This window comes from Chryseobacterium oleae, from assembly GCF_900115055.1.
Lineage (GTDB): Bacteria > Bacteroidota > Bacteroidia > Flavobacteriales > Weeksellaceae > Chryseobacterium > Chryseobacterium oleae.
The window spans coordinates 1,219,919-1,235,456 of record NZ_FOVD01000001.1; the positions used below are offsets into that span (position 1 = coordinate 1,219,919).

14 protein-coding genes are annotated in these 15,538 nt (G+C 36.6%); 4 read left to right on the forward strand and 10 right to left on the reverse strand.

The window, feature by feature from the left end; translation table 11 throughout:
* Nucleotides 1-7: 7 nt before the first annotated feature.
* The 4 genes from lpxA to BM143_RS05455 form a co-directional block, all read right to left on the reverse strand.
* A complete protein-coding gene (gene lpxA / locus BM143_RS05440) occupies nucleotides 8-802 on the reverse strand; it encodes an acyl-ACP--UDP-N-acetylglucosamine O-acyltransferase (RefSeq protein WP_034729169.1) in 795 nt (264 codons plus the stop codon).
* Nucleotides 803-2,200 (reverse strand): bifunctional UDP-3-O-[3-hydroxymyristoyl] N-acetylglucosamine deacetylase/3-hydroxyacyl-ACP dehydratase, encoded by a 1,398-nt coding sequence (locus tag BM143_RS05445; RefSeq protein WP_090023576.1) that lies wholly within the window; start codon nucleotides 2,198-2,200, stop codon nucleotides 803-805. It abuts the gene before it with no gap.
* Nucleotides 2,193-3,224, reverse strand: coding sequence for a UDP-3-O-(3-hydroxymyristoyl)glucosamine N-acyltransferase (gene lpxD, locus BM143_RS05450; protein ID WP_090023577.1), 1,032 nt, complete (start codon nucleotides 3,222-3,224; stop codon nucleotides 2,193-2,195). The genes BM143_RS05445 and lpxD overlap by 8 nt, the downstream gene beginning before the upstream one ends.
* A gap of 72 nt (nucleotides 3,225-3,296) precedes the next feature.
* The gene (locus BM143_RS05455) at nucleotides 3,297-4,523 is read right to left on the reverse strand and encodes an HD domain-containing protein (RefSeq protein ID WP_090023578.1); all 1,227 of its coding nucleotides are present in this window, start codon (nucleotides 4,521-4,523) and stop codon (nucleotides 3,297-3,299) included.
* Between the two features lie 584 nt (nucleotides 4,524-5,107).
* Between BM143_RS05455 and BM143_RS05460 the strand changes: the two genes are divergently transcribed.
* From BM143_RS05460 to BM143_RS05475, 4 genes are all read left to right on the forward strand, one after another.
* On the forward strand, nucleotides 5,108-6,751 hold the full coding sequence (locus BM143_RS05460; protein WP_090023579.1) for a S41 family peptidase: 1,644 nt from the start codon (nucleotides 5,108-5,110) through the stop codon (nucleotides 6,749-6,751).
* A 133-nt stretch (nucleotides 6,752-6,884) separates the two neighbouring features.
* Nucleotides 6,885-8,429, forward strand: coding sequence for a T9SS response regulator signal transducer PorX (gene porX / locus BM143_RS05465; protein ID WP_090023580.1), 1,545 nt, complete (start codon nucleotides 6,885-6,887; stop codon nucleotides 8,427-8,429).
* A gap of 122 nt (nucleotides 8,430-8,551) precedes the next feature.
* Complete coding sequence (locus BM143_RS05470) at nucleotides 8,552-8,845, forward strand: YciI family protein (RefSeq protein ID WP_090023581.1); 294 nt, start codon at nucleotides 8,552-8,554, stop codon at nucleotides 8,843-8,845.
* Nucleotides 8,842-9,606 (forward strand): exodeoxyribonuclease III, encoded by a 765-nt coding sequence (locus BM143_RS05475; RefSeq protein ID WP_090023582.1) that lies wholly within the window; start codon nucleotides 8,842-8,844, stop codon nucleotides 9,604-9,606. The genes BM143_RS05470 and BM143_RS05475 overlap by 4 nt, the downstream gene beginning before the upstream one ends.
* 62 nt (nucleotides 9,607-9,668) lie before the next feature.
* Here BM143_RS05475 and BM143_RS05480 read toward each other — a convergent pair whose 3' ends face one another.
* From BM143_RS05480 to BM143_RS05505, 6 genes are all read right to left on the reverse strand, one after another.
* A complete protein-coding gene (locus tag BM143_RS05480) occupies nucleotides 9,669-10,040 on the reverse strand; it encodes a septal ring lytic transglycosylase RlpA family protein (protein WP_034729183.1) in 372 nt (123 codons plus the stop codon).
* 804 nt (nucleotides 10,041-10,844) lie between these two features.
* A complete protein-coding gene (locus BM143_RS05485; protein WP_139221993.1) occupies nucleotides 10,845-11,579 on the reverse strand; it encodes a hypothetical protein in 735 nt (244 codons plus the stop codon).
* Nucleotides 11,580-11,627: 48 nt separating this feature from the next.
* On the reverse strand, nucleotides 11,628-12,239 hold the full coding sequence (locus BM143_RS05490) for a hypothetical protein (RefSeq protein WP_139221994.1): 612 nt from the start codon (nucleotides 12,237-12,239) through the stop codon (nucleotides 11,628-11,630).
* 381 nt (nucleotides 12,240-12,620) lie between these two features.
* A complete protein-coding gene (gene rimO, locus BM143_RS05495) occupies nucleotides 12,621-13,922 on the reverse strand; it encodes a 30S ribosomal protein S12 methylthiotransferase RimO (protein ID WP_090023585.1) in 1,302 nt (433 codons plus the stop codon).
* Between the two features lie 95 nt (nucleotides 13,923-14,017).
* Complete coding sequence (rfbC, locus tag BM143_RS05500) at nucleotides 14,018-14,563, reverse strand: dTDP-4-dehydrorhamnose 3,5-epimerase (protein WP_090023586.1); 546 nt, start codon at nucleotides 14,561-14,563, stop codon at nucleotides 14,018-14,020.
* A gap of 10 nt (nucleotides 14,564-14,573) precedes the next feature.
* Nucleotides 14,574-15,536 carry an MraY family glycosyltransferase gene (locus BM143_RS05505; RefSeq protein WP_090023587.1) on the reverse strand — a complete coding sequence of 321 codons (963 nt, stop codon included), beginning with the start codon at nucleotides 15,534-15,536 and terminating at the stop codon, nucleotides 14,574-14,576.
* Between the last annotated feature and the right edge of the window lie 2 nt (nucleotides 15,537-15,538).

Below are 15,538 nucleotides of genomic sequence, written 5' to 3' on the forward strand. Positions count from 1 at the left end.
GTCGCTATTAGTTGCTATCCTTGGTCGTTCCGTATCCTTTCACAATACCTCTTGGAGAGTTCTGGATAAACTGAAGAATTTCGTCTCTTTCAGCCGTAGGAAGCATTTCTTTTTCAATAAATGCCAAAGCCTGGGAAACGTTCATCTTCATCTGGAAGATGGCTCTGTAGATTTTTTGGATTTCAAAGATCTTCTCATTGGAGAATCCTCTTCTTCTTAATCCTACAGAATTGATTCCTGCATAAGAAATCGGGTCTCTTGCTACTTTTACGTAAGGTGGAATATCTTTTCTGATCAAAGATCCTCCGGAGATCATGGTATGTTTTCCGATCTTTCCAAACTGCTGTACTGCAGATAATCCTCCCATTACGGTAAAATCACCTATTTCTACGTGTCCTGCAATACCACAACCGTTGGCGATGATTACATTGTCACCAATGATACAGTCGTGTGCGATGTGAGAAGTTGCCATAATAAGGCAGTTGCTGCCGACTCTGGTAAATCCTAACGCTTTGGTTCCTCTGTTGACAGTGACACATTCTCTTAAAGTCGTACTGTCTCCAATAATGGTCTGTGTATCTTCCCCATCAAATTTCAGATCCTGAGGGATCGCAGAGATTACAGTTCCCGGAAAAATTTTACAATCCTTTCCTATTCTTGCTCCATCCATGATGGTAACATTCGGTCCGATCCAGGTTCCTTCTCCTATTTCCACGTCCCCTGCAATTGTAGTAAAAGGTTCTACAATAACATTTTTGCTGATTTTTGCGCGTTTATCTACGGCGGCTAATTGATGAATCATTTAATCAACTTTATTTTTTGCAACTTGAGCCATTAACTCTGCTTCTACAACCACAGTACCTCCTACATATCCATATCCCTGCATATGTACGATACCTCTTCGGATGGGCTCTATCAATTCAATTTTGAAAATAATAGTATCACCTGGAACTACTTTTTTCTTGAATTTCACTTTATCGATTTTGATAAAATAAGTAGAATAATTTTCCGGATCCGGAACGCTTGCCAATACAAGGATACCTCCCGTTTGTGCCAAAGCTTCCACCTGAAGAACTCCAGGCATTACAGGCTCTTTAGGGAAATGTCCTACGAAGAAAGGCTCATTCATAGTCACATTTTTCAAACCTACTACATGAGAGTCTGAAAGTTCAAGAACTTTATCGATCAGTAAGAACGGAGGTCTGTGCGGCATAAGACGCATAATTCCGTTGATATCAAATACAGGTTCTTTGTTAAGGTCAAAATCCGGCACGTTTTTCTTTTTCTGAAGTTTCCACTGACGGTTCAGTTTTTTTGCAAACTGGGTATTCACAAAATGTCCCGGTTTGTTTGCAATGACTTTACCTTTTATTTTTACACCGGCTAGAGCAAGGTCACCAATTACATCAAGTAACTTATGTCTCGCCGCTTCGTTCGGGTAGTTTAATGTAAGATTGTCTAAAATACCGTTCGGTCTGATAGAAACATTATCTTTTCCGAAGGCTTTTTTCAATTTCTCTGTAGTTTCAGGAGTGAGATCCTTATCTACATAAACAATAGCATTAGAGATATCTCCTCCTCTGATCAATCCGTGATCCAACAACATTTCAAGCTCATGTAAAAAGCTGAATGTTCTTGCAGAAGAAATTTCGTCTTTAAATTCTGAAATATTTTTAAGCGTGGCATTCTGGGTTCCCAATACTTTGGTTCCAAAATCTACCATGGTAGTCACTTCATAAGTATCTGAAGGGATAATCGTGATTTCTGATCCTGATGCAGGGTCTGCATAGCTCAAAACTTCTTTGATCACCAGGTATTCTCTGGCTATGTTCTGCTCTACAATACCTACACTTTCAATAGCCTCAACAAAGAATTTTGAAGATCCATCTAAAATTGGAGGTTCTGAAGCATCCATTTCCAGAATAGCGTTATCTACATCACATCCCACCAAGGCAGCCAAAAGGTGCTCACAAGTTGTGATTTTTACGCCCAGTTTTTCTAATGTCGTTCCTCTTTCTGTTGCAACTACATAATTAACATCAGCTTCTACCTGAGGATGTCCCTCTAGATCTGTTCTTACGAACACAAAACCTGTATTTTCTTTAGCAGGTTTAATGGTAAGTTTTACTTCTTTACCAGTATGAAGGCCAATTCCAGAAAGCGTTACTTCTTCCTGGAGTGTTTTTTGCATATCACTCATTAGTTTTATCTTTTGAGGTATCCTCAAGATTATTTATTCTTCGTACAATTTCAGTAAAATTTCTGAAATGAACATAGTTTCTAAGATAGTCATTGTAGCTGATCGCCGGAGATCCGTACAGCGTTTCTTTATCATTAACGCTTGAATTCACCCCGCTCTGAGCCTGAATTTTAACCTGGTTGCCAATTTTGATATGGCCTACCACTCCTACCTGTCCTCCGATCTGATTCCAGTCTCCGATGGTTGTAGATCCTGCTATTCCGGCCTGTGCTGCAATAACGTTGTTCTGTCCTATCTTCACATTATGAGCGATCTGGATCAGGTTATCAATCTTCGTTCCTTTTCCGATGATGGTGGAACCGATGGTAGCTCTGTCGATGCTACAGTTTGAACCGATCTCTACGTCGTCTTCAATGATCACATTACCCAGCTGAGGAATCTTTTTGAATCCTTCTGCGGTAGGTTGAAAACCGAATCCGTCGCCACCCACAACCGTGTTGGAATGGATCACACAGTTGTCTCCGATAATACAGTAGTCATAGATTCTGGCCCCACTGTCAATTTTACAGTTTTTACCAATCTTTACTCCTTTACCGATATACACATGCGGATAAATCTGCGCACCTTCTCCGATCCTGGCTTTCTCCGAAACATAAGTAAATGCCCCGATGTAAGCCTTCTCACCAATCACAGCAGTTTCATGAATAGAAGAACCGGTTTCGATTCCTTCTTTTCTTCCCTGCATTTCCTGGTACAGATTCATTAAGATCTGGAAAGAAAGGTATGCATCCTTTACAACAATTAAGGTAGGATTATAATTAACTTTATCTATAAGTTTTTCCGAAACAATAATAACGGAGCATTTTGAGGTATCTAAAAAATGCGAAAATCGATCTTGTGCTATAAAAGAAAGATGCCCTGATTCACCATTCTCAATTGGTGAAACCCCAGTAATAACCGTACTTTCGTCGCCTATTATTTGTCCGTCAATAAAACTTGCAATTTGCGAAGCTGTAAATTCCATATTCTGCAAAGATAAGAAATTCTGTAATTCGCAAACATTTTTTGATTTTAGGAACGTGAATTTTAATATTATTTAAGAAATTATGTTGGAAATTTCCCTTGGAAAAGTGAGAATATATCTGGCCGTCTTATGAACCATAAGCCCCGACAACAGCTGGTCCTGGGACTCTTCCAACCTTATCTTTTTACCATCTTTCTTTAAAAGGTAAATTGGCTGCTTTTCGGTGTCATATGGGAGTAATTTTCTTTTAATCTCATGCACAAGCTCCTTTCCATTATCGATTCCGAAAAATTCATTGGTTTTTTTTATTTTTTCTTCAATAAATTCCGGAGCAAAAGGACGCGTAGAAATAACCGTTTTGGGAAGATTTCGCTGAATCACGCACTTGCACCAATAAGAAAGGATAAAGTCGTCAGAATTCTGCCAGGATTTCATGGCATGAATTATATCATTATCATCAAGCTGGTTAAACCGATAAATATCCTCATCGGTAGCTGAACTCTTTGCACGGTGCAGAAAATACTTCAGATTCTCCCCTGCCGGTAGGTCCATACCTTGAGAAACCAAAAATTTAGCTCTCTTTAGGATTTCAACCAACAGAAACTCAGCCAGTGCCGAAGTTTTATGATAATACACCTGCCAGTACATAAACATTCTTGCCGTCAGGAAATTTTCAATGGAATAAACTCCTTTTGCATCGATGACCAATTCGCCTTCACCACACACATTCATCATGGAAATAATTCTCTGTGTATTAATATTTCCTTCCGAAACGCCTGTAAAAAAGCTGTCGCGGTTTAAATAATCAAGTCTGTCTACATCAAGCTGTGAAGAAATAAGTTGGTTGAAAAATTTTCTATGGTATTTCCCCTGAAACATTTCGATCGCTACGGAAAGCTGGCCGCCAAATTCTTCATTTAATTTATTCATCAGCAACAGCGAAAGTTTTTCGTGATGCCAGTCATCCATCAGCATATTTTCCAGGGCGTGGGAAAACGGTCCGTGCCCGATATCGTGCATCAGAATCGCAAGCATGGCACCTTTCTCTTCCTCCTCAGAGATCTTAATCCCTTTTTGGCGAAGGGTTTCCAAAGCTGTAAACATCAGATGCATCGCTCCCAATGCATGATGAAATCTTGTATGGGTAGCTCCCGGAAAGATCAGATTCAGAAGTCCGGTTTGCCCTATCCTTCGTAATCTTTGAAAGTAAGGATGTTCGATAACGTCAAATAAAATTTCATGTGGGATTCTGATGAAACCATGAACGGGGTCGTTGATGATCTTTAGCTTGTTCTGCATTGAAACGTCGATATTAGTAAACAAAGTTAGGGATTTTAAATTTTAAGCGTCATTAAATTGATGTTAAAGAATTTCACGCCTGTAAAAACAGATAATTTGCCAGTATGATTTATGTTCTAATTTTTTTTACCATGGATTTCACAGATTTACACAGGTGTTTACGCTTTAAGAATTCATTTGTGGTATTGGTGAAAATATTAGTGTTATTTGTGTTTTAATTTTTTTGACCACGGATTTCACAGATTTTCACAGATGTTTACGGCTTAAGAATTCCTTTGTGGCATTTGTGGAAATATGGTGACTTTTCTGTTTTATTTTTTTTGACCACGGATTGCACGAATTTACACAGATGTTTACGCTTTAAGAATTCATTTGTGGTATTCGTGTTGATATTTGTGACATTTGTGTTTTAATTTTTTATAACCACGGATTTCACAGATTTACACAGATGTTTATCCCTTAAGAATTCATTTGTGGTATTCGTGTTGATATTTGTGATATTTGTGTTTTATTTTTTCAATCCTGGATTTATTATTATGTTTTAAAAATATATCTTTGATTGTATAAATAATGTGTTCTATTTAATGAGGAAAATTTCTCTTTTCATCCTGTTTTTTTTCAGTTTACATTTTTCTGCGCAGCTTTTATCCGAGACCCAAAAACTGGAGTCGCTTTGTAAAGTCTGGGGATTTTTAAAATATTATCATCCTCATGTGGCAAAAGGAGATTTTGAATGGGATCAGGAGCTTTTAAAGAAAATAGATGAAGTTGAAAATATCAGGGATAAAGATCAATTGAATGAATTATATTTTAACTGGATTAATAACCTTGGGAACGTTGATGAATGTAAAAAATGTTCAAAAGAAGATAAAGAGAAAGTTTATTTTTTAAGAAATTTTGATCTGAACTGGATGAATGATCAACATCTGTTCAATGAAAAAGTAAGCCGCCAGCTTTCGTTTATTCAAAACAACAGGAATATTGGAAGCAACCATTATGTTGGAAACGGTGGAAAAAAGGTTTATTTCAAAAATGAAAATTCATACGGTTCAAAATTTATCTCTAAACAGATCAATCTTTTGGAACTTTTCAGATACTGGAATCTGGTAGAATATTTTTTTCCTTATAAATATCAGACGGACCAGAATTGGAATGATGTTTTAACGGAAATGATCCCGAAATTTCTCTCTGTCAATAATGATGAAAATTATCATCTGACTCTTGCTGAACTGGTAACAAAAGTGGACGACTCCCACGCATTTTTATATTCTTCATTGATCAACGCCAATCTGTATGGAAGACGAAAAGTTCCTGTAGAATATACTTACGCTGAAGGAAAATTGGTTGTAACGAAGATTCTTACCAATAAACTGAACGAAGAAACTCCTCTGAAAAAGGGCGATGTCATTTACGATGTGAATGGCCGGACGATTTCACAAATGGTGAACAGCCTGGGAAAATATGTTCCAGCTTCCAATTCCTGGGGAAAAATTACAAAAGTGAAAAGCCTTTTTCTTTTCAGCAATAATGATTCTGTTACGGTTAAAATTGAACGGGACGGACAAAACCTTAGTCTATCAACCAAAACCTATCTTCTCAAAGATATCGTCTGGGAAAAGCCATCAGCGATACAAAAATGGAAGTTTCTGGATGCAGACCAAAAGACGGGATACGTGAATATGGGAATCATTGAAAAGAGTGATCTGGATGATATGTACCGGGAATTGAAAAAGGCGAAGTCTATCATTTTCGATCTCAGAAATTATCCCAAGCAGACCATTTTTCCTTTAAGCAGGATGATTCTGCCGGAAAAGTCAATTTATTATCAATTTAATTTTCCGGAGACCGATTATTTGAGTAAATTTTATAGCGCAAAAAATACCATCGGCAAAAAGAATCCGGATTACTACAAAGGGAATGTAGTGGTTTTGGCTGACGAGAATACGCAAAGCCAGGCAGAGACCACGACCATGATGTTTAAACAGCATCCGAAAGCCAAAGTGATTGGAAGCAATACTTCGGGAGCAAATGGTGACATTATCAGGTTTAAGATTGCGGACCTGGATACCTGCTTTACCGGACTGGGTGCCTATTATCCAGACGGAAGAGAAACCCAGAGAATAGGAATCATTCCTGATATTGTAGTAAAACCTACCGTAAAGGGCATATTGGAAAGAAAAGATGAAGTTCTGGAAAGAGCTTTAGAATATATAAAGACCGGTTTTTAAATAGATTAAATAGAAGTAATGATTCGCTGGATTTTCATTTAACTAATATTTAACTATTATTCTCTCTAATTTGTGAGAATTTAAAAGGAATTGGTCAACATTTTGATACAATAACCATGTAAAAAATTAAATTATGTCGGAAAAGATATTATGGATAGATGATGAAATAGATTTACTCAAACCCCATATCGTATTTTTAGAAAAAAAAGGTTACCATGTAACCCCTGTTAATAACGTGAACGAAGCTCTGGAGCTTATGGATTCGGAAAAGTTCGCCTTAACACTTATCGATGAAAATATGCCCGGCATTTCGGGATTGGAAGCCATCCCAATGATCAAAGAGAAAGACAACTCTTTAAAGATTGTCATGGTGACAAAAAGTGAGGAGGAACATATTATGGAAGAAGCCATCGGATCTCAGATCGCTGACTACATTCTTAAGCCTGTAAATCCTAACCAGATTTTATTATCATTAAAAAAGAATCTGCAGGAGGATAATCTTGTGGAGCAAAAAACAATTCTTCAGTACCAGCAGGAATTCAGAAACCTGTCTATGGAACTTTCTTATCTGAGAACCTATCAGGAATGGGCAGAATATTACAAGAAAATCCTAAGCTGGGAAATCAAGTTTGATAAAGTAGCGGATAACGAATTTGCAGACCTTTTGCAGTCGCAGAAAGAGGAAGCTAATATTCAGTTCGCTAAGTTCATTGAAAAAAATTATGAAGGCTGGCTTACGGATTCCGACAAACCGATGATGAGCCACACGCTTTTCAAGGAAAAAATTAAAACCGAAGTAGAAAAAGAGAAGGTTCTTCTTCTGATGGTGGATAACCTACGTTATGACCAGTGGAAAGTGATCGAACCTTTATTCACAAAATACTACAATAAAGTTTCGGAAGATTATTATTACAGTATTCTTCCTACGGCGACACAGTATGCAAGAAATTCTTTCTTTGCAGGACTTATGCCGTCTGAGATCGAGAAACGTTTCCCGGACAAGTGGTTCAATGATAATGAAGAGGGAAATAAAAATGAATTTGAGCGTGACTTCCTGGAAGATCAGATGAAGAGAATCGGTCTGGGATCTAAATCAATGAAGTATCTTAAAGTTCTGAATGCAGATTTTGAGCGTAAGATCTATGATGATTTTAACCAGCACAAGAACAACGATCTTCTGGTTATTGTTTACAACTTTATTGATATTCTTTCGCACGCTAAGACGGATAACCATATTGTAGATCAACTGATCCGTGATGATAAAACGTTCAGATCTCTTACCTATAACTGGTTTGAAAATTCATCCATTTTAAAAATCATTAAGTTGGCAGCAGAAAGCGGCTACAAACTGGTAATCACTACAGACCACGGAACGGTGTATGTAAAAAGACCTAGTAAAGTAGTGGGTGACCGTGAAACATCAACGAATATCCGTTATAAAACAGGGAAAAGTTTAACCTACGACGACAGCGATGTGTGGGCAATCACTAATCCTGAAAAGTTATTCCTGCCAAAAGGAAATTTAAGTTCTAAGTATATTTTTGCGAAAAACAATATTTTCCTGGCTTATCCTAAGAATTACAATCACTTTGTCAATTATTATAAAGAAACCTACCAGCACGGTGGAATATCATTGGAGGAATGTATTATTCCTATCAGCATTTTAGAACCCAAGTAGTTTTTTTCATAGTTTATTTAAAATTTTGGGTTTAAGGCGGCAAAAATCGAATGATTTTTGCCGCTTCTTTTTTACAGCTCTTTTAATAATCTTAAAGAGTTCCTATCTTAGCAAAAAAAGCAATGTTTATTATTTCGCTGACCTACAAAACATCTCTGGAGAATGTGGAACGTTTCATTCCTGAACATAACGATTTTTTAGACCAACACTACACCGCCGGAAATTTTATCGCTTCCGGAAGGAAAGAACCGAGGACCGGCGGAATCATTCTTGCCAATGCCGTTTCTAAAAATGAAGTTGAGGAAATCATCAGGAAAGATCCTTTTTATATCCATCAGGTAGCGGATTATGAAATCATTGAATTTATTCCATCAAAATATAACGAACACTTTAATTTTTTTATAAAAAACTCATGAAGTTAATCACCTATAACGTCAACGGAATCAGGGCTGCCTTTACGAAAGATTTTCTAGGCTGGCTGAAGACTGCGGACCCGGACATCGTCTGCATTCAGGAAAGCAAAGCGGGAAATGACCAGATCGACATCGAAAGCCTTGAAAAAATCGGGTATCACAGTTATTGGCATTCCGCAGTAAGAAAAGGCTACAGTGGCGTCGGAATTGCGTCTAAAATCAAACCTAATCATGTTGAGTACGGATGTGGTATCGAAAGCTATGATAATGAAGGCAGGATCATCCGTGCGGATTTTGACGGATACTCTGTAATTTCAGTCTATGTCCCTTCCGCAAGTAATATCGAAAGGCTGGAATTTAAGATGCAGTTCTGCCACGATTTCCTTACTTATATAAAGGAGTTGCGTAAAACGATTCCTAACCTTATTATTTCCGGGGATTTCAATATTTGTCATCAGGCCATCGATATTCACGATCCGATCCGTTTAAAGAACGTTTCCGGCTTCCTCCCGATGGAAAGGGAATGGATGACCAGTTTCATCGCAGAATGCGAGCTGATCGACAGCTTCAGATTTTTCAATAGTGAACCGGATAATTATACATGGTGGAGCTACAGACAGAACTCAAGAGCGAAGAACAAAGGCTGGAGACTGGATTACAACTTTGCGACCTATACGCTTAAAGATAAACTTTCAAGAGCTGTGATATTAAAGGAGGCCGTTCATTCCGACCACTGCCCTGCTTTATTGGAATTCAATATATAGAAAGACTATAAAAGTAAAAAGCCAGCTGATTCAGCTGGCTTTTTTAAATTTAAATCATAAATTTAGTCGACAATTTCATATTCAACCGGAATGGTACCATGACTGATATCTCCGATTTCATCGAACGCGGCTTTAGAAATATCTAATGCTCTTGATGCATGGAAAGGTCCTCTATCATTAATCTTCACTATCACCTGTTTTCCATTGTTCAGATTGGTAACTCTAATATTAGTTCCAAACGGAAGCGTTCTGTTTGCAGCGGTGAACTTTGAATTACTAAAGATCTCTCCGCTTGCTGTTTTTCTACCATTAAACTTATCGTGGTAGTACGATGCATAACTTGTTTTCTTCGCATCTAAGGTATTACCTGTAAAAGAATAAACACCTAAGGTTGAAATCATCATTATGATTACGAGAATGAATCTTTTCATCATCTTGAATTTTATTGGTTTTGACGGAGCAAAAGTATAAGGAATGTTGTAAAGTCCCTACTCCATATGTTAAAAACCGTTAACGAAAACAAAATAATATGTTAACAAGGCCTGTAAGTTCCTATTAACAGGGGTTTTAGACTACACTGTTAAAAAACGTTAAAAAAACAGGTCAAAAGTTAACATAATTAACTTATTAAAGAAAAAATTCAAAATCACAAAAGTACAACTATCTGATATTCAATATTTTAAATAAATTATAAAAATTAAAGAAAATCACTTCTATCATTTTAAAATCTAAAAACTTTAAGAACTTTAATGGGCAGAACTACTTGACAGAAGTCTTTTAAGGCCATATACTACTATCATTAGTATTTATTTTAACAATGGTTTTTAACAGTCAAATGAATTAGCCTGTAAAAATCACTCATTCAAACCAGCGTTTTCTGATCTTCTTTTTCAATGTTCTATTTTATTGTAATCAAATTGGGTACCAAATGAATTTCACAATCAACTGCAAATTCTTATTATGTTTTAAATACCGAATGTATCAGATACAAAAATCGGTCGAAAACGGTATTCTTACCATCTATCTCAAACGTTTGATTTTGATACCTTATATATATTATAGAAAGCAATCAATCCAAATTCTTGAATGATGTTAATTCTTAGAGATAAAAGCCTAGCTACCGGATACTTCGTTTATTTTACTTTAAAGTCAATGAACATTTATACTTCTCTTTAAAACAAAAAACCAATGATTGCTCATTGGTTTTATATTTTATATAGTTAAGATAAGGGGAAATCTTATTTTAAGTATTCTATTACATAGTCGTATGTTCCTGAAGGATACACCACTGACATACTTGGAGAACCTGTAATTGCATTTCCTGCACTGGTAGCTACTGTGTAAGAATACAAGCTTCTGTCATAAACAGTGTTTGTACCTGCTTTATAAATGGTAATACCATATAAAGTAGTCATTCCTGTAGGAGCAGGGATATCTACAGCAGTTGAAGTACCAGTTGCTGTGAAAGTTCCTTTCTTAGCAAAAAGTTGTTTATCAACGCCTACACCTGTATTGATCAAAGTATTTGTAGCTGTTTCAGCAGTACCGATAGTTACTTTAGGAGAAGCTCCCATTGCCAACCATCTACCCGATGTTATTGAAAAGTTTCCTGAAGTTGGTCCCGCTGTTGGGTTCGAGAAATAATAAAACCCAGGAACAATAGCTTGCCCTCCAACTCCAGAACCTGTTGCTGGTGTATTACCAGTACCAGTATTATAAACGATCATACCATCATATGCAGTAGGAAAGTTATCTTCATCACCTGTAGTTGTAGCAAATGTAAAATTCACTAAGTTAGTTCTTGGGAAAACCAAACCTTTTCCGTCAGTAGTATTAGCATCTGCACTGAAACCATTTGTTGCACCAGAAGCATCCATAAACGCTGATTGTCCATTGATGTTTCCACTGGCAAAACCATTGGTTCTTAATTGTGCCTTAGAATATTGGGATATTGCCATTGTAGCGACAACCATCAGTAAAAATTTTTTATTCATGACTTAAATGTGTATTAAAGTTATTAATTATTGTGCAGAATATGATTGCCAAGCAGTACCATCATATACAAAACCAAGCCCTCTACCATTAACCCCAAGAGAGTTAACAGAAGTTGCACTCATACCGTTAACAGTAATTGATGCAGGACCGCCAACTTTAACAAGTGTGATGGTTTTACCTTTTGTAGCTGCACTCACAGGTATTGTAGATAAATCAGCATTTGAACTAATAAATACATAACCATTTAAATCAGCTGCAGATAAATCTGTTCCACTCGCTGAAGTTCTAACTGGTATAACAGCATTAGGAGTACTGCCACCACCTCCAAAAGGTTTCCATTCAGGAACAGTATTATCAAAGTAATAGAATCCTGCTCCGGTAATTTTCGCTTTTCTTGCTCCGGCACCAGTTCCGGAAGTAATGTAAACCATAGCTCCGTTCTGAGGAGCACCATAAGTACCTGCAGTATCATCTTTAGAAGTTAATTCTGCTGCGGTCATACGAGGGACTAGTAAAGCATCAGGTCTGGCATTATCGGTAGTATTGGCTACTACGTCTAAAGTGGCGGAAGGTGTAGTCGTGTTAATCCCTACACGTCCCTGCTGAGCCTTGGAAACTGCCGAAAGGCCAACGAGCATTGTCGCTGTTAATAAAAATTTTTTCATAAGTTTTTAAAGATTTAAATTACATTATTTTCCATCAATATTTCCAAAATGGAAGATGCATCTCAACTTGTGCTCATCATCTAAGCTGTTTGTGTATCAGCTTATTTAAATAGGCAACTGCTTGAAGCATTTGATTTTAAAACATTGCTTATTGCGCAAATTTAAGACATAATTTTCAAATTAATTCATATTATATAAAAAAAATAGAATACTTTTATTTAACAAAATAATAACCTATTGAAAATCAACATTATCTATAATTCAGCAATTGTATAAGTTGTGTTAAATTTTATTAATATTTTTAATTATCTGTGAAAAAGCAAAATGCTTATGATCGCTGTAACATACAAGTTATCAGATCAATTCTCCATACAAGTCAAATTCTTCTGCTGAAGTTATTTTCACCTCTGCAAACTCTCCGATAGAGATATATGTTTCCTCTGCTGAAACCAGAACTGTATTGTCTACATCAGGGGAGTCATATTCTGTTCTTCCAACAAAATAATTCCCTTCTTTTCTGTCGAATACACATCTGAAAGTTTTCCCTATTTTCTCCTGATTTTTCTCCCATGAAATCTGTGACTGAAGTTCCATGATTTCTTCTACTCTAGCTTCTTTCACTTCCTGTGGGATATCGTCTTCCAATACATAGGCACCGGTATTTTCTTCGTGAGAATAAGTGAAACATCCTAATCTGTCAAATTTCTGCTCTCTTACCCAGTCCTTCAGCTCCTGAAATCTTTCTTCTGTTTCTCCAGGATATCCTACGATCAAAGTAGTTCTTACCGCCATATCAGGAACTTTCTCTCTGAATTTGGCTAATAATGCATTGGTTTTTTCATGAGTTGTTCCACGCTTCATGGATTTCAACAAATCGGAATTGATGTGCTGAAGAGGAATATCTATATAGTTACAAACTTTAGGCTCTTCGCGGATGATATCCAGAACATCTTCAGGAAAACCGCTAGGGAAAGCATAATGAAGACGGATCCATTCAATCCCTTCTACTTTCACCAATTCTTTTAAAAGCTCTCCAAGCGCACGTTTTTTATAAATATCAAGACCATAATAGGTAAGATCCTGTGCAATAAGAATAATTTCTTTGGTTCCTTTTTTGGCTAATTTCTGAGTTTCCAGAACCAATTTTTCAATAGGAGTAGAAACGTGCCCTCCTCTCATTAATGGAATGGCACAGAAAGAACATGGCCTGTCACAGCCTTCTGAAATCTTAAGGTATGCGTAATGCTTAGGGGTAGTGGTCAATCTTTCCCCTACCAGTTCATGCTTGTAATCTGCACCCAAATGTTTTAACAGGATCGGAAGATCTCTCGTTCCAAAATACTGATCCACATCAGGGATTTCTCTAATAAGATCCGGCTTATATCTTTCTGACAGACAACCGGTAACAAAAACTTTCTCGACTTCGCCTCTGTTTTTTGCTTCTACGTAATCAAGGATGGTATTGATAGATTCTTCTTTAGCATTGTCTATAAACCCACATGTGTTGATCACTACGATATCTCCGCGGTCTTCATGAACCACTTCCTTTCCATTAGCTTTCAGCTGGCTCATTAATACTTCAGAATCATATACATTCTTGGAACACCCAAGTGTAACCACATTGATTTTCTTCTTCCCTACAGATTTTGTGCGCATCGTTTTGATTTTGAGTGTGCAAAGATACAAAATAATAAAAGAGTAGTGACCAAAAAATGAAAACCACTTTAGCAAAGTGGTTTTCAAGGTTTTATTTAAAAATTTTTCTCTCTGATTCCGGGTGCATTCACATCTTTTTCAGAAAGTACCATATCTTTTTCATCAATCTTCCAGTCTATCATCAAATCCGGATCATTGAATTTCACGCTTCCTTCTGATTCTTTATTGTAAAAATTGTCGCATTTGTATGAAAAAACAGCTGTTTCACTCAGTACAGAAAATCCGTGCCCGAATCCTCTGGGAACATACATTTGTATTTTATTCTCTGCAGTAAGCTCTATTCCGAACCATTTTCCGAAAGTTGGAGAATCTTCTCTGAGGTCTACTGCAACATCCCAAACTTTTCCTTCAAGGCAGGATACTAATTTTGCCTGAGCGTGCTCTCCCTTCTGCAGATGAAGCCCTCTGAGAACTCCATAGGAAGACTTTGAAATATTATCCTGAACAAAATGTCCATTCATCCCAGTCAGTTCTTCAAATTTTTTTTCATTAAATTTTTCAAAAAAATAACCTCTCTCGTCTTCGAATATTGTGGGTTCTATGATATAACAATCCTTAAGCGGGGTTTCTTTAATTTTCATGGTTATATTTCTATAAATTATACTCCTTTTTCAGGCTCCATTTTAATGCTAAATACATTCCACCAGCAGGGATAAAGATAATCAAAATAACAGCCCAAACAGGAAGTTGCGAATGAATTAAGAATATATTAATTAATAATTGACAAACAGCATAAACAGAGCTTACCACCAGGTGCGAAACCTTTTTTTCATTGGCAAAAAGCTGGTATAAATGTCTTCTGTGTGCTTCAAAAATATTTTCTTTTAAAAGTATTCTTTCGGTGATGGTAAGAACGACCTCCATTCCATAAATTGAGAGAAGTAAGATATACTTGTATTCGCCCGTTTTCATGACAAGAAGAGTGATAAGCCCTATTACCCAAAAGCCTATCCCCATACTTCCAACATCGCCGGCAAAACATTTTGCTTTTTTTCTAAAATTAAAAAAAAGAAATACTATAGAAGCTAAAATAGGATACAGTATAAAATTTTCATCTGTAAACTGAATGATATCTTTATTGATATAGGCTAAGGAACCAAGAGCAACAAGGCTATAAAGCCCCGTCATCCCATTGATGCCATCCATAAAGTTGTAAGCATTAAGAGTACCAATTATTACGACAAACAGGATTGGCCATACCCAGAAAGGCATTAAAGTGAAAGCTCCTGTAAAATAGAGAAGCAGAACGACGGAAACCAAATGAACCGAAAGCCTGATTTTATTTGATAAAGTTCTAACATCATCTATAAAACTAATGGTACAAATCGCCAAAAGCCCAAGTCCGAAAGCCCAATAATTTTGGATGGCTTCATTCAGATTAAACAGACAAAAGATAATGAATGCAATAGGAAAAATAATTCCACCGCCTCTTAATGTTATCTGTGTATGCGCACTTCTGTGATTTGGTTTATCTATAATATTGTACTTATCAGCAATTCTGAAGTAAGCCAACATTGATATAAAAAGTAAAATTATTACAATTGCAAATTCCATAA